The organism is Pseudoxanthomonas sp. F37 (assembly GCF_022965755.1).
Lineage (GTDB): Bacteria > Pseudomonadota > Gammaproteobacteria > Xanthomonadales > Xanthomonadaceae > Pseudoxanthomonas_A.
Genome location: NZ_CP095187.1, coordinates 1,902,902 through 1,921,002, shown reverse-complemented (window position 1 = coordinate 1,921,002; position 18,101 = coordinate 1,902,902). Strand labels below are relative to the sequence as shown.

At 67.0% G+C, this 18,101-nt stretch carries 17 protein-coding genes and 1 pseudogene; 7 read left to right on the top strand and 11 right to left on the bottom strand.

The window, feature by feature from the left end; all coding sequences use genetic code 11:
- Positions 1-39: 39 nt before the first annotated feature.
- A complete protein-coding gene (gene ndk / locus MUU77_RS08890; protein WP_162110370.1) occupies positions 40-465 on the bottom strand; it encodes a nucleoside-diphosphate kinase in 426 nt (141 codons plus the stop codon).
- Between the two features lie 218 nt (positions 466-683).
- Here ndk and MUU77_RS08885 point away from each other — a divergent pair, with 218 nt between their 5' ends.
- The 3 genes and pseudogenes from MUU77_RS08885 to MUU77_RS08875 all read left to right on the top strand — a co-directional run bounded on the left by MUU77_RS08885 (position 684) and on the right by MUU77_RS08875 (position 5,075).
- Positions 684-1,313: a TetR family transcriptional regulator gene (locus MUU77_RS08885; RefSeq protein WP_245093918.1), complete on the top strand. Its 630-nt coding sequence runs from the start codon at positions 684-686 to the stop codon at positions 1,311-1,313.
- A 25-nt stretch (positions 1,314-1,338) separates the two neighbouring features.
- A pseudogene (locus tag MUU77_RS08880) lies at positions 1,339-3,709 on the top strand (3-hydroxyacyl-CoA dehydrogenase/enoyl-CoA hydratase family protein).
- Positions 3,710-3,869: 160 nt separating this feature from the next.
- Positions 3,870-5,075 carry an acetyl-CoA C-acyltransferase gene (locus tag MUU77_RS08875; RefSeq protein WP_245093916.1) on the top strand — a complete coding sequence of 402 codons (1,206 nt, stop codon included), beginning with the start codon at positions 3,870-3,872 and terminating at the stop codon, positions 5,073-5,075.
- 64 nt (positions 5,076-5,139) lie between these two features.
- On the opposite strand, the gene MUU77_RS08870 is transcribed toward MUU77_RS08875, so the two are convergent.
- The 10 genes from MUU77_RS08870 to cmk form a co-directional block, all read right to left on the bottom strand.
- The gene (locus MUU77_RS08870) at positions 5,140-5,484 is read right to left on the bottom strand and encodes a tRNA-binding protein (protein WP_245093914.1); all 345 of its coding nucleotides are present in this window, start codon (positions 5,482-5,484) and stop codon (positions 5,140-5,142) included.
- Positions 5,481-6,779: an FAD-binding oxidoreductase gene (locus tag MUU77_RS08865; RefSeq protein WP_245093912.1), complete on the bottom strand. Its 1,299-nt coding sequence runs from the start codon at positions 6,777-6,779 to the stop codon at positions 5,481-5,483. Before MUU77_RS08865 ends, MUU77_RS08870 begins: the two co-directional genes overlap by 4 nt.
- Before the next feature lie 54 nt (positions 6,780-6,833).
- The gene (gene galU, locus MUU77_RS08860) at positions 6,834-7,736 is read right to left on the bottom strand and encodes a UTP--glucose-1-phosphate uridylyltransferase GalU (RefSeq protein WP_245093910.1); all 903 of its coding nucleotides are present in this window, start codon (positions 7,734-7,736) and stop codon (positions 6,834-6,836) included.
- Entirely contained in the window at positions 7,733-9,646 is a 1,914-nt protein-coding gene (locus MUU77_RS08855) for a nucleoside-diphosphate sugar epimerase/dehydratase (protein WP_245094358.1), read from the bottom strand. The genes galU and MUU77_RS08855 overlap by 4 nt, the downstream gene beginning before the upstream one ends.
- A 22-nt stretch (positions 9,647-9,668) precedes the next feature.
- Positions 9,669-10,637 carry a lipopolysaccharide biosynthesis protein gene (locus MUU77_RS08850; protein WP_245093908.1) on the bottom strand — a complete coding sequence of 323 codons (969 nt, stop codon included), beginning with the start codon at positions 10,635-10,637 and terminating at the stop codon, positions 9,669-9,671.
- On the bottom strand, positions 10,637-11,815 hold the full coding sequence (gene lapB, locus MUU77_RS08845) for a lipopolysaccharide assembly protein LapB (RefSeq protein WP_245093905.1): 1,179 nt from the start codon (positions 11,813-11,815) through the stop codon (positions 10,637-10,639). The genes MUU77_RS08850 and lapB overlap by 1 nt, the downstream gene beginning before the upstream one ends.
- 2 nt (positions 11,816-11,817) lie before the next feature.
- Positions 11,818-12,078, bottom strand: a complete 261-nt coding sequence (locus MUU77_RS08840) for a lipopolysaccharide assembly protein LapA domain-containing protein (RefSeq protein WP_245093902.1) — start codon at positions 12,076-12,078, stop codon at positions 11,818-11,820.
- Positions 12,079-12,148: 70 nt separating this feature from the next.
- Positions 12,149-12,454 carry an integration host factor subunit beta gene (locus tag MUU77_RS08835; RefSeq protein WP_142124760.1) on the bottom strand — a complete coding sequence of 102 codons (306 nt, stop codon included), beginning with the start codon at positions 12,452-12,454 and terminating at the stop codon, positions 12,149-12,151.
- A 97-nt stretch (positions 12,455-12,551) separates the two neighbouring features.
- Positions 12,552-14,243 carry a 30S ribosomal protein S1 gene (gene rpsA / locus MUU77_RS08830; RefSeq protein WP_245093900.1) on the bottom strand — a complete coding sequence of 564 codons (1,692 nt, stop codon included), beginning with the start codon at positions 14,241-14,243 and terminating at the stop codon, positions 12,552-12,554.
- A gap of 153 nt (positions 14,244-14,396) precedes the next feature.
- Positions 14,397-15,074 (bottom strand): (d)CMP kinase, encoded by a 678-nt coding sequence (gene cmk, locus MUU77_RS08825; RefSeq protein WP_245094355.1) that lies wholly within the window; start codon positions 15,072-15,074, stop codon positions 14,397-14,399.
- Positions 15,075-15,248: 174 nt separating this feature from the next.
- Between cmk and ykgO the strand changes: the two genes are divergently transcribed.
- The 4 genes from ykgO (at position 15,249) to MUU77_RS08805 (ending at position 18,100) form a co-directional block, all read left to right on the top strand.
- The gene (ykgO, locus tag MUU77_RS08820; protein WP_010342887.1) at positions 15,249-15,374 is read left to right on the top strand and encodes a type B 50S ribosomal protein L36; all 126 of its coding nucleotides are present in this window, start codon (positions 15,249-15,251) and stop codon (positions 15,372-15,374) included.
- Between the two features lie 199 nt (positions 15,375-15,573).
- Positions 15,574-15,900, top strand: a complete 327-nt coding sequence (locus MUU77_RS08815) for a hypothetical protein (protein WP_245093897.1) — start codon at positions 15,574-15,576, stop codon at positions 15,898-15,900.
- A 31-nt stretch (positions 15,901-15,931) separates the two neighbouring features.
- On the top strand, positions 15,932-16,963 hold the full coding sequence (locus MUU77_RS08810; RefSeq protein WP_245093895.1) for an agmatine deiminase family protein: 1,032 nt from the start codon (positions 15,932-15,934) through the stop codon (positions 16,961-16,963).
- 189 nt (positions 16,964-17,152) lie between these two features.
- Positions 17,153-18,100: an aldo/keto reductase gene (locus tag MUU77_RS08805; RefSeq protein WP_245093893.1), complete on the top strand. Its 948-nt coding sequence runs from the start codon at positions 17,153-17,155 to the stop codon at positions 18,098-18,100.
- The last annotated feature ends 1 nt before the right edge of the window (position 18,101 follow it).

The window sequence follows — 18,101 nt, the reverse complement described above, 5'->3', positions numbered from 1 at the left end:
CGATCGGCGGCAGGTCGTGGCTGCTCATCACGCCATCATTCAGCGCGAGAACACTTCGGTGGCGGCGAAGAAATACGCGATCTCGGTGTTCGCGTTCTCGACCGAATCCGAACCATGCGCCGCGTTGGCGTCGATGGAATCGGCGAAGTCGGCGCGGATGGTGCCGGGCGCGGCGTCCTTCGGATTGGTGGCGCCGAGGATCTCGCGGTGCTTCAGCACCGCGTTCTCGCCTTCCAGCACCTGGATGGCGACCGGGCCGGAGATCATGAATTCGACCAGCGCGTTGAAGAACGGACGCTCGCGGTGCACGGCATAGAAGCCTTCGGCTTCACGACGCGAGAGATGCTTCATCTTCGAGGCGACGATCTTCAGGCCGTTCTTTTCGAAACGGGCATAGATTTCGCCGATGACGTTCTTGGCGACGGCATCGGGCTTGACGATCGACAGGGTGCGCTCCAGCGCCATGGGGATTTTCTCCGTTGGGCGGGCCACTGAAGACCCGAGGTTAACATGAAAAACCCGCGACGAAACGCGGGCTTAGACCAGAAAGCGTAGCGAGATTCTAAAGCATCCGGCGCCGCAGTGCAGCAGGACTCCGGAGAATGCTGCTTTGCAGCATGACAGCGTCCCCGAGCCGGCGGAGAATGAGTCAAACAAGCGTTTGATTCAGTCCCGGAGGAACCATGGGCAACACCACGCATTTCTCCACCAAGGAGCGCATCCTGGGGGCGGCCGAAGAGTTGTTCGCCCAGCACGGCTTCGCCGGCACCTCGCTGCGCCAGGTCACCAGCCGGGCGGACGTGAACATCGCCGCCGTCAACTACCACTTCGGCAGCAAGGAAAACCTGGTCAACGAGGTGTTCCGCCGCCGCATGGACGACATGACCGCCGCCCGCCTGTCCCTGCTGGAGAAAGCGCTGGTCGAACGTCCCGGGCAGTTGGAACCCATCCTGGCCGCCTTCGTCGAGCCTGCCCTGGCCCTGGCCCAGGACCGCCAGGGGGGCGGCGCCTTCGTCCGGGTCATCGCCCGCGCCTACGCCGAGAAGAACGACGGGCTGCGCAAGTTCCTGTCCGACCACTACGGCCACGTGCTGCGCGAGTTCGGCAAGGCCATCGCGGGCTGCGTGCCGGGCCTGAGCAAGGAGGCGCTGTACTGGCGGCTGGACTTCTTCTCGGGCGCACTGACCTACGCCATGGCCGATTTCGGCCTGATCAAGCGCCCACCGGGCGTCACGGAAGCGGCGCACCGTGAGCGTGCCGCCCGTGAACTGATCCGCTTCGCCGAGGCCGGCCTGCGCGCCGACCATGTCTGAAACCCCTGCAATCCAAGGAAATTCCATGTCCAATCCATTGCTTGTACGCAAGGCGGCCGTGCTGGGCGCCGGTGTGATGGGCGCGCAGATCGCCGCGCACCTGACCAACGCCGGCGTCGACACGGTGCTGTTCGACCTGCCCGCCAAAGAGGGGCATCCGGATGGCATCGTGCACAAGGCCATCGCCAACCTGGCCAAACTCAGCCCTGCCCCGCTGGCCAGCAAGTCGCTGGCCGAGGCGATCACGCCGGCCAATTACGAGACAGGGCTGGAGCACCTGAAGGGCTGCGACCTGATCATCGAGGCCATCGCCGAACGGATGGACTGGAAGCAGGACCTGTACCGGAAGATCGCCCCCTTCGTCGCCCCGCATGCCGTGCTGGCCAGCAATACCTCTGGCTTGGGAATCAACAAGTTGGCCGAAGTTCTTCCAGAAGAACTTCGGCACCGCTTCTCCGGTGTGCACTTCTTCAACCCGCCGCGCTACATGCATCTGGCCGAGCTGATTCCCGCCCGGTCCACCGATGCCTCGGTGCTTGAGGGTCTGGAGACCTTCCTGACCACCACGCTTGGCAAGGGCGTGGTGTACGCCAAGGACACGCCCAACTTCATCGGCAACCGCATCGGCGTGTTCTCGATCCTGGCCACGGCCCACCACACGGGGGAATTCAAGCTCGGCTTCGACGAGGTGGATGCCATCACCGGGCCGTTGATCGGCCGCCCGAAGTCCGCCACCTACCGCACCTCCGACGTCGTCGGCCTGGACACCATGGCCCATGTCATCAAGACCATGGCCGACACCCTGCCGGACGATCCGTGGCATGCCTACTTCAAGTCGCCGAAGTGGCTGGAAGCGCTGATCGCCAAGGGCGCACTGGGCCAGAAGACCGGCGCGGGCATCTTCCGCAAGGTCGGCAAGGACATCGTGGTGCTCGACCTGGAGAAGCAGGACTATCGCGCCTCCGACCGCACCGCGGCGCCGGAGGTGGTGGAGATCCTGAAGATCAGGAACCCGGCCGAGAAATTCGCCAGGTTGCGCGAGAGCCAGCATCCGCAGGCCCGGTTCCTGTGGGCGGTGTTCCGCGACCTCTTCCACTACAGCGCCTATCACCTGGCCGACATCGCCGAGACCGCGCGCGACGTCGACCTGGCCATCCGCTGGGGCTACGGCTGGTCGCTGGGCCCGTTCGAGACCTGGCAGGCGGCCGGCTGGAAGCAGGTGGCGCAGTGGATCGCCGACGACATCGTGGCCGGCAAGGCCATGAGCAGCGCGCCGCTGCCGAACTGGGTGTTCGACGGCCGCGAGGGCGTGCACGGCGCCGAGGGCAGCTACAGCCCGGCCAAGAACGCCAAGCTGCCGCGCTCGAGTCTGCCGGTGTACCAGCGCCAGCGCTTCCCGGATCCGCTGCTGGGTGAGGCATTTGCGCAGGGCGCGACCGTGTTCGAGAACGACGGCGTCCGTCTGTGGACCGACGGCGACGGGATCGGCGTGGTCAGCTTCAAGACCAAGATGCACACGGTCTCCGACGCCGTGCTGGACGGCCTGCAGGAAGCCATCGCCATCGCCGAACGCAGGTTCAAGGGCCTGGTGATCTGGCAGCCGAAGGAACCCTTCTCCGCGGGCGCCGATCTGGCGGGCGCGCTGGGTGCGCTGCAGGCCGGCAAGATCGCCGAGTTCGAGGCGATGGTGGCCAACTTCCAGGCCACCAGCCAGCGCATCAAGTACGCGCTGGTGCCCGTCGTGGCCGCCGTGCGCGGCCTTGCCCTGGGCGGTGGCTGCGAGTTCCAGATGCACAGCGCGCGCACCATCGCGCATCTGGAAAGCTACATCGGCCTGGTCGAAGCGGGCGTGGGCCTGCTGCCGGCCGGCGGTGGCCTGAAGGAAATCGCGGTACGCGCCTCGCAGGCGGCGGGCCCGGGCGGCGACGTGTTCGCCGAGCTGAAGAAGACCTTCGAAACGGTCGCGATGGCCAAGGTCTCCGCCTCCGCGGTCGAGGCCCGGGAACTGGGCCTGATGCGCGCGGGCGACAAGGTGGCCTTCAATGCCAATGAACTGCTGTACATCGCCAAGCAGGAAGCCCTGGCGCTGGCCGAGACGGGCTACCGCCCCCCTGCCCGCACGCCGCATCCAGGTGGCCGGCGATGTCGGCATCGCCACCTTCAAGATGATGCTGGTGAACATGCTGGAAGGCCGCTTCATCAGCCCGTACGACTACGAGATCGCAGTGCGCATCGCCACCGTGTTGTGCGGCGGCGAGGTGGATCGGGGATCGGTGGTCGACGAGGAATGGCTGCTGAAGCTGGAGCGCCAGCACTTCGTCGAACTGGCGCAGCAGGAAAAAACCCAGGCCCGCATCGCGCACATGCTGAAGACCGGCAAGCCGTTGCGGAACTGAGAATCGGGAGTGGGGAATCGGGAATGGACGCCGTCAACTCCCGACGCCTCTCTCCCTCCCTAATTTTCTGCCGGGAAACAGGAATGCCGCAGATCGCGCGAATCCGTCTTCACGATTCCCGACTCTCCATTCCCCATTCCCGGCTTTCGGAGAAAGCCAAGTGAGCAAACAAATCCAAGACGCCTACATCGTCGCCGCCACCCGCACGCCGGTCGGCAAGGCGCCCAAGGGCGTGTTCCGCAACACCCGTCCGGACGACATGCTGGCGCACGTACTGAAGTCGGTCGTGGCGCAGGCGCCGGGCATCGACGTCAACCGCATCGACGACGCCATCATCGGCTGCGCGATGCCCGAAGCCGAGCAAGGCATGAACGTGGCGCGCATCGGCCTGCTGCTGGCGGGCCTGCCGAACACCATCGCCGCGCAGACCATCAACCGCTTCTGCTCGTCCGGCCTGCAGGCGGTGGCGATGGCGGCGGACCAGATCCGCCTGGGCCATGCCGACCTGATGCTCGCCGGCGGCACCGAGAGCATGAGCATGGTGCCGATGATGGGCAACAAGATCGCCATGGCGCCCAGCGTGTTCGACAACGACCACGTGGCCATCGCCTACGGCATGGGCATCACCGCCGAGAAGGTCGCCGAGGAATGGAAGATTTCGCGCGAGGACCAGGACGCCTTCGCCGTGGCTTCGCACCAGAAGGCCCTGGCGGCGCAGGCCGCGGGCGAATTCCGTGACGAGATCAGCCCCTACGAGGTCGTCTCGCGCCAGCCCGACCTGGCCGGCAACACCGTGCGCCTGAAGAAGCTGCTGGTGGAGCAGGATGAGGGGCCGCGCGCGGACACCTCCCTGGAAGGCCTGGCCAAGCTGCGCACCGTGTTCCGCAACCCGCAGTTCGGCGGCACCGTGACCGCGGGCACCTCCTCGCAGATGAGCGACGGCGCGGCCGGCGTGCTGCTGGCCTCGGAGCAGGCGATCAAGGACTACGGCCTGACCCCGTTGGCGCGCTTCGTCAGCTTCTCGGTGGCCGGCGTGCGGCCGGAAGTGATGGGCATCGGCCCGATCGCGGCCATCCCGAAGGCCCTGAAGCAGGCCGGCCTGACCAAGGATCAGCTGGATTGGATCGAGCTCAACGAAGCCTTCGCCGCACAGGCCCTGGCGGTGATCCGCGACAGCGACCTGGACCCGTCGAAGATCAATCCGCTGGGCGGCGCCATCGCGCTCGGCCATCCGCTGGGCGCCACCGGCGCCATCCGTACCGCGACGATCGTGCACGGCATGCGTCGCCGGCAGAAGAAGTACGGCATGGTGACCATGTGCATCGGCACCGGCATGGGCGCGGCGGGCATCTTCGAATCGCTCTGAGGACACTACGCACCGTCCACGACATGGCGCCGCGAGGCGCCATGTTCGTTCCGAAGACCGGAACTCAGGCCAGGCGTGCGCCGTCCGGGACGGGACGCTCGACGGTGGTCACCACCACGCCGGCATCGGTATGGAACCCGGTCAGCAGGAACTCGGATACGAACGGACCGACCTGCTTGGGCGGAAAGTTGATGACGCCGACGATCTGCCGGCCCACCAGATCGTCCGCGCCGTAGAGCGCGTGGATCTGCGCGCTGGTCTTCTTGACGCCATGCGGACCGAAATCCACCCATACCTTCCATGCGGGCTTGCGCGCTTCCGGGAAGGCCTCCACGCGCACGACGGTGCCGGCGCACAGGTGCACCTTTTCGAAATCCGCCCAGCCGATCGCACCGCTCTCCACGCTCATCCTCCGCTCGCCCGTTCCCGCCAATCCTTCCAGGCGTCCCTGGATTCGGCCCACCAGTAACTCAACTGGGCCCCCAGGAACCCCGCCGGCTTCAGCGCGGACACCAGGCCGTAATCCGCGAATTCCTTCCACCGGCCGTCTCCCTGCGCAATCGCCGCCGCCAGCACTTCCCCGGCGAACGTCGTGGGGGCCACGCCATGCCCACCGAAGGCCTGCGCCAGCCACAATCCGGGTTCGACCTGGCCGATCTGCGGCATCTGGTGCCGCGCGTAGCTCATCAGGCCCGACCACGCGTAGTCGATGCCGATGCCTTCGAGCTGCGGAAACACCTTCAACATGTCCCGGTAGAGCAGGCGTCGCACCGCGGCGGGCGAACGGTCGAGCACGGAGATCCGTCCGCCCCAGAGGATGCGCGTATCGGGTAGCGGCCGGTAATAGTCGAAGGCGAAACGCGTGTCGTAGACGGCTGCGCCGGTCGCCAGCACCTCGGACAAGCGCGCGCCCAGGGGCGCGGTCACCATCACGTAGGTGGCGATGGGCAGTACCGCCGCGTCGACGCGTGCGCGCAGGCCGGCCAGATAGCCGCCGCATGCGAGCACGACCTGCGGCGCTTCGACCTCGCCTTCCGGCGTACGCACCCGCCACGAAGCCCCGTTGCGTTCCAGCGACACCGCCGGCGATGCCGCATGCACCGCCACGCCCGCGTCGGCCACAACCCGCGCCAGTCCCGTCGCGTAGTTCAGCGGATGGAAATGGAAACCCTGCGGCTCGAACAGACCGTCGTGGTAGCGGGTTGAGTTGACCTGGGTGCGCAACCGATCGCGCGACCACCAGGCCCAATGGGTGTCGTAGTGTTCCGCCAGCAGCGCCTGGCGCTCGCGCAGCACCGCAGCGTCCTTGAACCAGTTCGCCCAGATGACGCCCTGCTCCGTCGGTTCGCAGTCGATCCGGTAGCGCGCGATCCGCTCGCGGATCAGCTCGACCGCCTGCAGCGTGCCGCCGTACAACGCCTTCGCGCGCGCGACGCCCACCTCCCGCAGCAGCGCGCCCTCGCCGCGCGAAAAGCCGCCGAAGACGAATCCCCCGTTGCGCCCGGACGCGCCAAAACCGGGCGCCCTCGCCTCCAGGACGACGACCTCGCGCGTACCGCGCTCGGCCAGGCCCAGGGCCGTGTTCAGGCCGGCGAAACCACCGCCGATGACGCAGACGGCGGCTTCCCGACGCCCCCGGAGGGGTTCGTGCGGCAAGGACGGCGCAGCCGTCGCCAGATAGTAGCTGGAAGCAGGTTCTGACATCGCGGACGGGATTATGGGGCCTTGTTGCCGCCCGCGAGCGTACCCGCGCAAGGTCTACTGCAGGTCCCGTACGCCCAGTTCGCTCAGCGCGTCCTGCATGGTGTCGCGCGCCGCATCGCTGAGCTTCTCGTGGTCCAGCGCGTAACGGATGGTGGCTTCGATCAGGCCGATATGGGTGCCGCAATCGAAGCGCGTGCCCTGGAAGCGGTAGGCGTGCACGGGCTTTTCGCGCAGCAGTTGGGCGATGCCGTCGGTCAACTGGATTTCGCCGCCCGCGCCGGGCGTGGTGTTCTCCAGCAACTCGAAAATGCGTCCGTCCAGGACGTAGCGCCCGACCACGGCGAGGGTGCTGGGCGCATCCTCGGGCTTCGGCTTTTCGACGATGGCACCGATCCTGCCTTCGCGCCCGTTGAAGGACTCTGTCGCCACGATGCCGTAGCTGCCGGTCTGTTCCGGCGATACGTCCTGCACGGCGATCATGCTCGCGCCGGAACGTTCAGCGGCATCCGCCATCTGCTTCAGCGCACCGGGTCCCCGGTTCCAGATCAGGTCGTCGGGCAGCAGCACGGCGAACGGCTCATCGCCGACGATGGGTTTGGCGCAAAGGACGGCATGGCCCAGCCCCAGCGCTTCGGCCTGGGTCACGAACACGGCCCGCACGTGTGGCGGAAGCACGTTGCGCACCAGGTCCAGCTGCTCGGTCTTGCCGGCCCGCTCGAGCTTCTGCTCCAGCTCGTAGGCCTTGTCGAAGTAGTCCGCCACCGCATGCTTGTAACGGTTGGTGACGAAGATCAGCGTGTCGCAGCCTGCCTCGACCGCTTCGTCGACGGCGTACTGGATCAGCGGCCGGTCGATGATCGGCAGCATTTCCTTGGGGACGGTCTTGGTTGCGGGCAGGAAGCGGGTGCCGAGTCCCGCCACGGGGAACACGGCCTTGCGGATGCGGGCGGAAGTCATCGGGTTCTGCGGGCGTCTCGACCAGGGAAGACCACGATGTTAGCCGATGCTTCGTTCTGATCGTTTGACATCGGCGTGAATTCCGGCACGGCGATCCTCAACACCTCGGCCAGCTCGGTGGTGTCGTAGCGGGCGTGCGCGGCGCGCAGGCGCTGCAGGGCCAGATCGATGAACTCGCTCGAAACCTCGCGCGCGATCGCCTTCATGATCTTGGAGTGCGACGTCGGCTGATAGCGCTCGTCGGCGTGGAAAAGCGTCTCATGCAGCTTTTCGCCGGGCCGCAGGCCTGTGTAGACGATGGCGATGTCCCGTCCCGGTTGCTTGCCGGCCAGGCGGATCATCTGCTCGGCCAGCAGCCGGATCGGCACCGGATCGCCCATGTCCAGCGTATAGATGGAGGCGTGCGCCGCGCCGGAGGCGGCCTGCAGGATCAGCTGGCACGCCTCCGGGATGGTCATGAAATACCGGGTGACGTCGGGATCGGTCACGGTGACCGGTCCGCCCTTGCGGATCTGTTCGCGGAACAGCGGCACCACGCTTCCCGCCGAGTCCAGGACGTTGCCGAACCGCACGGTGACGTAGCGGGTGCCGGAGCGGGCGTCGTCGAGCGACTGGCACGCCATCTCGGCCAGGCGCTTGGTGGCCCCCAGCACGTTGACCGGATCCACCGCCTTGTCCGTCGAGATCAGCACGAAGGTCGCCACGCCGGCGTCGCGGCAGGCGCGTGCCACCGCCTCGGTCGCCAGCACGTTGTTGCCCACGGCCTCGCGCAGATGGCTTTCCAGCAACGGCACCTGCTTGTAGGCGGCGGCATGGAATACCGCATCGGGCTCGGCGATCGCCAAGGCATGGGCGATGACGGCGGGATCGCCGCAATTGCCCAGCACCGGCAGCACCTCGAGGTCGGGGAAGGCGCGCCGCAGGTCGCCCTGGATGGTGATCAGCGCCAGTTCGTCGATCTCGACCAGCGCTATCCGCTGGGCACCATGCCGTGCGCACTGCCGGCAGAGCTCGGATCCGATCGATCCGCCCGCGCCCGTCACCATGACGGTGCGCCCGCCCAGCCAGCCGCGTATGAGCTTCCAGTCCGGCGTCACAGATTTGCGACCCAGCAGGTCTTCGATCGCGACCTCCTTGAGATCGCCGGGCATGGACTGCCCTTCCAGCACGTTGATCAGTTTGGGCACCATGCGGAACGGCAATCCGGTGCTCTCGCAGATCGCCACCACGCGCTGCATGGCCGGCGCGTCCAGCGAAGGCATGGCGATGACGAGCATGCGCGCCGCGGTTTCGCGCGCGACGGCAGCGGCGTTCTCCAGCCCGCCGAGAACGGGCACGCCCTGCAGCTTCGAACCATGCAGCCGGGTGGCGTCATCGAGGAATGCGATCGGGTAGTAGACGCCCGTGCGGCGCAGCTCGCGCACCAGCGCTTCGCCGGCACGCCCGGCGCCCAGAATCAGCACGCGCGAGGCGGTCTCGTTGACACGTTGAGCCTGACTGTCCTTCCAGGCGCGATAGACCAGGCGAGGCAAGCCAAGCAGCCCGACGAGCGCGAACGGATAGAACCCGAGCACCACGCGCGGCGTGGAACCGAAGCGATTGTAGAAGAACAGACCCAGCAGTATGCCCAGGAAGCCCAGCGCACATGCCTTCACGATGTTCCACAGATCCGGCAGGCTCGCAAAGCGCCACAGCCCCCGGTACAGCCCCATCCACCAGAACACCGTGCCCTGCGCCACCAGAACGATGGCGATTTCGTTGGACCACAGGGGGAAGTCCGGCGAATGGGCCAGCATGGCGTAACGCAACCGGTGCAGGATCTGCCAGCAGATCCACACCATGCCCAGATCATGGGCCGCGACGAGGACGCGTGGCATCACACCGCTCAATCGATCCCGCCATGATTCCATCAGCTCCATCTCCAGGTGCCTGCTAGCCGCGCCGTCCTCGGCGCAATGAAAACCACAGCGCCCCACCCACACCGTAAGCGACGGCCGCCGTAGCCAGCGCCACCCCGAGCGACGCATGGGACATCGCGTATGTTAACAGTAATGTAACGCCGCCAAACGCCATGTAAATCACGGTTACGGCGGTGTGCCCATACCGCCGTGCACTCCGCTGGTAGAGATGACTGACATGAGGGGTCCACCATGACTCGCCCCTCAGCATGCGCTCCAGCAAGGTGAAGCCGGCGTCGACGAGGAAGGCCGTGAGGGGAAGCAACAGCACCGGCCACCTCGCAGGCGGCGAGGCCAGAGCCGCAGCCGCGAACAGACCGGCCAGCGCGAATCCCAGTGCCCCGCTACCGACGTCTCCCAGGAATATGCGCGCCTTGGGGAAGTTGAACGGAAGAAAGCCCAGGCACCCCGCCAGCACGGCCAGGGCCAGCCAATGCCAGCCGTCCGTCAACAGGGCGGCGAAGGCCAGTGCCGCCACAGCGGCCTGGCTGGCCGCCAGCCCGTTGATGCCGTCCATGAAATTCCACACATTGACCAGCACCATCGCCATGCCGAACGCCAGCAAGGCCAGCCCTGCCTGGCCGCCCTGGCACCACGCGCCAGCCGCCAAGGCGACGGCCGCGACGCCATGGACGCCCAATCGCAGCCACGGGGACAGGGGGCGATGGTCGTCCCACCAGCCGATACCGGCCACGATCAGGAATCCGGGCAGAAATCCCGCCCACAGCGCGCCTGCAGGGGGACGCAGGGCCAGGAACGCACCGGCCGCCAGCACCACCGCCACGATGGCGATACCGCCCCCGCGCGGCGTGGCGACGCTGTGGCTGCGCCGTTCGCCGGGCTGGTCCAGCAGATTGCCGCGCAAGGCGTAGCGACGCGCCAGCCAGGTCGCCACAGCGGCGGCCGCGGTCAGCAGCCCCAGCCAGACGAATGCATGAGGCATCAGACCACCGCGTAGTTCAGCAGCGGCTTGATCGTGCCCCACTCCTTGCAACTCGGGCATTGCCAGTGATGCGTGCGCGCTCCGAATCCGCAACGCGTGCACCGGTAGCTGGGATTGCGCACCAGCAACTGGTCGGTGATGTGCTTCAGATCGTGCAGGGTTGCCGCGGGATCGGCGCCTTCGGCCAGCGTGAGGTCGATCAGCGCGGCTTCGCCTCTTACCGACGGCCGATCCTTGAGCTGCCGGGCCAGATAGGCCCGGGCGGCGGCGACACCCTCCTGGCGTTCCACCAGGCGGGTCAGCGCCAGCACGGGCGCGATGCCCCGGTAGTGCTCGCACATTTCGGACAGGAAGGCGCGCGCGCCCGACAGGTCGCCCACCTGGTCGTACCCCGCCAGCAGGCTGGGCAGCACCTCGGGCAGGTAATCGGGATCGTGGCGGGCCGCGCGTTCGAATGCGCGGATCGCCGCTTCCGGATTGCCCGCATCGGATTCGATCCGGCCCTCGATGATGCCGGCACGGACACTGCCGGCGTCGGCCTGGTAAGCGCGCGCCACCGCCGCGCGCGCAGCTTCGATGTTGTTGGCGGTGCGCTGGCGTTCGGCCAGCTCGCACTCGAACTGGGCGACCAGCTTGCCCATGGGCTCGCCGGTGACTTCCTCATAACGCAGCGCGTTGTCGATCGCCTTTTCCCAGTCGCGCTCGGCCTGGTAGATGCCGATGAGATGCTTCAGTGCCTGCGGGGCACGCTGGTCGATGCGCGCCAGGTCCGAGAACACGGTTTCGGCGCGGTCCAGCAGACCCGAACGCATGTAGTCCTCGCCCAACGCCAGCAAGGCCTGCACGCGCTGGGCGTCGCTCAGGTCCGCCCGCTGCACCAGTCCCTGGTGCAGGCGGATGGCGCGGTCCACCTCACCGCGCCTGCGGAACAGGTGGCCCAGCGCGACCTGCGTCTCGAAAGTTTCCTTGTCGAGCTCGGCGATGTGCAGGAAAAGTTCGATCGCCTTGTCGGGCTGCTCGTTGAGCAGGTAGTTCAGGCCGCGGAAGTAGGTACTCGACAGCCGGCTGACCTGGGTGTCCCCATGGCGCTGTCCACCGCGCCGGCCGATGATCCAGCCGCTGAGCGCAGCCAATGGAAGAAAGAGGAAGAACCAGAACCACTCGGTGAGGAAGGCCATGGTCAGACGCCGGCATCTTGGGTCGGCGCCGCGGCGCGCGTGGCCCTGCGCAGTTTGGCGTACAGGGGCCAGACCAGCGTGGCCAGCACGATCAGCCCACCGACCACCACGCCCAGCAGCAGGGACAGCATGATGCCCACGCCGGACGAGGTCTGGAATTCGGTGAACAGCAGCTTGAGGGTGATCGGCTGCGTATTGAGCACGCCGATGATGAGTCCGTAGGCCAGGAACAGCAGTGCGACGACCAGGCGGAACATGTTCATCAGGCGACTCCTTGCGGGACGGCGCCTAGCTTAGCGGAGTCGGCGTGGAACGACACGCGCCCCGCAGGCGTTATTCCCCGGCTTCTTCGATGGGCGTGACGTCGCTGACGCGCTCGCGCAGCTCCTTGCCCGGCTTGAAATGGGGAACGTGCTTGGCGGGCAATGCGACCGATTCGCCGGTCTTGGGATTGCGGCCCATGCGCGGCGGACGGTAGTGCAGCGAAAAACTGCCGAATCCGCGAATCTCGATGCGATCGCCCTGGGCAAGCGCGCCGCCCATCATTTCCAGCAATGCCTTGACGGCCAGGTCCACGTCCTCGGCCTTGAGGTGCGGCTGGCGGCGGCTGAGGATCTCGATGAGTTCGGATTTGGTCATCGCGTCTGGCGTTCGGGCGGATGTACCCCGCGCCGGCCCGGAACAATCCGGGCCGGCGGGGACGTTACTGCGGATGGAACTTCAAGCGTCCTGCCGGTTACTCGGACTTGCCGCCGTCCAGCTGCGCACGCAGCAGCGCGCCCAGGCTGGTGGTGCCGGCAGCGGCCTCGGCGGCCGACTTGTTGTACTCGGCCAGCGCCTCGGCGGTTTCGGCTTCGTCCTTGGCCTTGATCGACAGCTGCAGCGTGCGGCCCTTGCGGTCCATGCCGATGAACTTGGCTTCCACCTTGTCGCCGACCTTCAGATGCTGGCTGGCATCGTCCACGCGGTCGTGGCTGATGTCGCGCGCCATCACGTAGCCCTCGATGCCGTCGGCCAGCTCGACCGTGGCGCCCTTGGCGTCCACTTCCTTCACCGTGCCTTCGACCTTCGAACCCTTCGGGTGCGCGGCCATGTACTGGCCGAACGGGTCCTGCTCCAGCTGCTTCACGCCCAGGCTGATGCGCTCGCGTTCCGGATCCACGGCCAGCACCACGGCTTCCAGCGTGTCGCCCTTCTTGAAGTTGCGCACGATGTCTTCGCCGGTGGTGTTCCAGCTGATGTCGGACAGGTGGATCAGGCCGTCGATGCCGCCGTCCAGGCCGATGAAGATGCCGAAGTCGGTGATCGACTTGATCTGGCCGGACACCTTGTCGTTCTTCTTGTGGGTGGCCGCGAAGGTCTCCCACGGGTTGGCGGCGACCTGCTTCATGCCCAGCGAGATGCGGCGACGCTCTTCGTCCACGTCCAGCACCATCACTTCGACCTCGTCACCGACCTGCACGACCTTGGACGGGTTGACGTTCTTGTTGGTCCAGTCCATCTCGGACACGTGCACCAGGCCTTCGACGCCCGGCTCGATCTCGACGAACGCGCCGTAATCGGTGACGTTGGAGACCTTGCCGAACACGCGGCTGTTGGCCGGGTAGCGGCGGGCGATGTTGTCCCACGGATCCTCGCCCAGCTGCTTCAGGCCCAGCGAGACGCGGTTGCGCTCACGGTCGTACTTCAGCACGCGGACATCCAGCTCCTGGCCGACTTCCACGACTTCGGACGGGTGACGCACGCGCTTCCACGCCATGTCGGTGATGTGCAGCAGGCCGTCGATGCCGCCCAGGTCGACGAACGCGCCGTAGTCGGTGAGGTTCTTGACCACGCCCTTCAGCACCACGCCTTCCTGCAGCTTGTCCATCAACTGCTCGCGCTCTTCCGAATGCTCGCTCTCGACCACCGCGCGGCGGGAGACGACCACATTGTTGCGCTTGCGGTCCAGCTTGATGAGCTTGAACTCCAGCTCCTTGCCTTCCAGGTAGCCCGGGTCGCGCACCGGGCGCACGTCGACCAGCGAGCCCGGCAGGAACGCGCGGACGTCCTTGATGTCGACGGTGAAACCACCCTTGACCTTGCCGCTGATGCGGCCGGTGATGGTTTCGTTCTTCTCCAGCGCCTGCTCCAGCTCGTCCCACACCATGGCGCGCTTGGCCTTCTCGCGCGAGAGGACGGTTTCGCCGAAGCCGTTCTCGATCGAGTCGAGGGCCACCTTCACTTCGTCGCCCACGCCCACGTCGATTTCGCCGGCGTCGTTCCGGAACTGTTCGATCGGCACGATGCCTTCGGACTTCAGGCCGGCATTGATCACCACCACGTCGTTGCGGACTTCCACGACGACGCCGGTGACGATCGCGCCCGGCTTCAGCTTGGCCAGTTGGGTCTGGCTCTGTTCAAACAGTTCGGCAAATGATTCGGTCATTGAAAAATACTCGGTTGATGACACAGACCGGCGCGCGCGAGGGCGCCACGGTCCACCCGTTGTCGGCCTGCGCGGGATTGCGTGTGGCCGTGAGTGTTGTGGTTGGAAAAACCGCGCGGAGGATTCCGCACGGAGCCATCCGCTGCGCGGGAACTAGCCCGCGCGCACCGGCACCAGGGCCAGCACGCGTTCGACGACCGCCTCGATGCCGAGGCCGGTGGTGTCGATGAGGACGGCGTCGTCGGCCGGCCGCAGGGGCGCCACCGTGCGCTGGGCGTCACGGGCATCGCGGGCGAGAATCTCGCGCAGCAGACCGTCGATTGTGACGGAAACCCCTTTGTCTTTCAACTGCTTATACCGCCTTTCGGCACGTTCCTCGGCACTGGCGGTCAGAAACACCTTGTAGGGCGCATCCGGGAAGATGACCGTCCCCATGTCCCGCCCGTCTGCCACCAGCCCCGGCGCCTGGCGGAACGCCCGCTGCCGCTCCTTCAGGGCGGCACGCACCTCCGGGATGGCCGCGATGGCCGAGGCCAAGGCCCCGGTCGTTTCCAGACGAAGCTCGTCGGTGGCATCAAGATCGTCGACGATCACGCGCAAACCGGCCTCGGTCTCGCGAAAGCCGACCCGCGTGTCGAAGGCGCAGCGGACCAGGGCGGCCGGGTCCGACACGTCCAGATCGGCCCAGCTGGCCGCCACCCCCACCGCCCGGTACAGGGCCCCCGAATCCAGGTAGTGCCAGCCCAGCCGTGAGGCGACGATCCGACTGACGGTACCCTTGCCTGCGCCGGACGGGCCATCGATGGTCAGGACGGGAGCAAGGTCGGACATGCGCGTTTCCACGGTGATCGGATGCGCCATTATGCCGCCCGACGGGCCGGCACCGGCCCGTGCCGGTCGCCGGATTGCCTTGCATGGCATGCAACCGCTTGATCCGGCTATGGAAACCCCGCTAGAATAGCGGGCTTCGCTTCACTCCATACATTCACGCCGAGGTTTCAACTCATGAAGGTCCTGTCCTCCCTGAAGTCGGCGAAGGCCCGTCACCGCGACTGCAAGGTGGTCCGCCGCCGCGGCAAGGTCTTCGTGATCTGCAAGTCCAACCCCCGTTTCAAGGCGCGCCAGCGCTGAGAACGGTATTGCCGGCCCTGGCCGGCGATGCGCAGAAAGCCGCCGCAAGGCGGCTTTTCTGTTTTTTGCGCGCTCTTCGCCCGGGAAGGCGGCGGCGCGGCGGCGCGCCAGCCTCCGGCCATCGCCATTCCTTGCGGCGCGGCGGTTTTTTGTATCCGGCCTTTTGCTATAAAAGGCGGGTCACCTAGGGGAACTCCACATGAGCCGTTGCGTCCTTGCCCTGCCTTTGATCGCCCTGCTGGGCCTGTCCGGCCCCGCACTGGCCGATACCCTGCTGATCGAGCGCGCGCAGGAAACGCCTGCCGCGGCCCCCGTGCGCGGCCAGACCGCGGCCGACGTGGAGGCCCGCTTCGGCGCCCCGCAGCAGAAGCTGGAACCGCGCGGCGGCCAGAAGCGCCAGTGGCCGGTGATCCAGCGCTGGGTATACCCGGGTTTCACCGTATACTTCGAAAAGAGCCGCGTCATCGACGTGGTGATGAACAAGGCCAGCGCCGAGGAAATCGGCCCCAAGCCCCCCATCCGCTGACACCGCGCGGCGCGGCCGCGCCCTTGATGCCATGACCGATGCCTTTCGTTTCCCCGCGGAGTGGGAACCCCAATCCGCGGTCCTGATCGCGTGGCCGCACGCCGATACCGACTGGGCCGAGCGCCTGGCCGACGTGGAAGAGACCTACGTCGCCCTGGTCGCCGCCATCACCCGTTTCCAGCCGGTCGTGATCTGCGTGGCCGACGATGACCTGCAGACCTATGCCGAAGCCCGACTGCGATCCGCGCGGGTGGACATGGACCAGGTGCGCTTCGTGCCGGCGGAGTACGACGACACCTGGCTGCGCGACTCCGGCCCCGTCACGCTGCGCGACGGACAGCGCTTCAAGCTGCTGGACTTCCGCTTCACCGGCTGGGGCGGCAAGTACGAGGCCAGCCGCGACGACCGCCTGGTCGGCGAGTTGTCCGGCATGCAGCTGTTTCACAACTATTTCGTGCAAAGCATTGATTTTGCGCTGGAAGGTGGCGCCATCGAAACCGACGGCGCCGGCACCCTGCTGACCACCTGGCAATGCCTGCACGAGCGTCATCCCGACGCGAGCCGCGAGGAACTGACGGCAAGACTGGCCGGCTGGTTGAAGCAACAGCGGGTGTTGTGGCTGGACCACGGCTACCTGGAAGGCGACGACACCGACGCCCACATCGACACCCTCGCCCGCTTCGCCCCCGGCGATGCCATCGTCTACCAGGCGTGCGACGACGCCGCGGATGCGCACTACGCCGAACTGCAGGCCATGGCCGCCGACATCGCCGCACTGCGCACGGCCGATGGCCGCCCGTACCGCGCATTCCCGCTGCCCTGGGCGCAGCCGGTGATCGACGAGGGGCGCCGCCTGGCCGCCTCGTACGCGAACTACCTGATCATCAACGGCGCCGTGCTGATGCCGGCCTACGGCGATCCCGCCGACGATCAGGCCGCTGCCGTGCTCGCGCAGGCATACCCGGACCGCGAGATCGTGCAGGTGCCCTGCCGCGCCCTGATCTGGCAGAACGGCAGCCTGCACTGCATCACCATGCAGCTGCCGGCCGGCCTGCTGGGCTGAAGGCCAGCAACGGGCGAAGAGGAACGGGTGAGCGCCAGGCTCGGCGCATCGCCACGGGTTCGCCGCTCCCGGTTCCTGGTCCAACGCCCCGGCCCACCATGACTTCCGTTGGGCGCGGATTGAACGTTTCGTTCACACCCTGCATCGCCTGATCGCCGATAACGGCCGTTTCCCCAGAAGGAGACGGCCGTGTACACACGACGCAGGTTCCTCGGCAGCGCTGTCATCGCCACCGCCGGCATTGGCCTGGCGGCCTGCCGCGATGCCGCCCAGGCACAACCCGCCACCGCTGGCACGCCGGGCGCCAGCGTTCCGCTGAACATGCGTGCCATCCCCTCGACCGGAGAGAAGATCCCGGTGATCGGCATGGGCACCTCGGGCAGCTTCGAAGTGGGCCAGAGCGCCGCCGAACGGGATCCGCTGCGCGAAGTGCTGAAGCGCTTCTTCGCCGCCGGCGCCACCGTGATCGATACCGCCCCCACCTACAGCGTGGCCGAGGACGTCATGGGCGCCCTGCTCGCTGAGCAACATCTCACCGGCAAGGCCTGGCTTGCGACCAAGCTGTCGGGCGTGACCGGCCGCGAAGAAGGATTGACCCAGTTTTCCGACACCCTGCGCCGGCTCGGGACCGACAAGGTGGCGCTGCTGCAGGTCCACAATCTGGGCGACCTGAAGACCCAGATGGCGGTCGCGCGCGAACTGAAGGCGCAGGGCAAGGTGAAGTATGTCGGCGTGACGCATTACCTCGAGCGCGCGCAGGAACAACTCGCCGACGTCGTCCAGGCGGAGAAGCCGGACTTCCTGCAGATCAACTATTCGGTCGCCAGCCGGGGGGCCGAGAAGCGCGTGCTGCCGCTGGCACGGGAACTGGGCGTGGCCGTGCTGATCAACCGCGCCTTCGAGGACGGCAGGCTGTTCGCGCAGGTCAAGGACAAGCCCCTGCCGCCGGCACTCGCCGAAGCCGGCGTGACGTCGTGGGCGCAGGCGTTCCTGAAGTTTGCGCTCAGCCACCCGGCGGTGACCGCGGTGATCCCGGCAACCGGCAAACCCGACCGGCAGACCGACAACCTCAAGGCGGGCGTCGGGCCGAACCTGACCTCCGCCCAGCGCGATGCGCTGATCGCCACCCTCGCCTGAG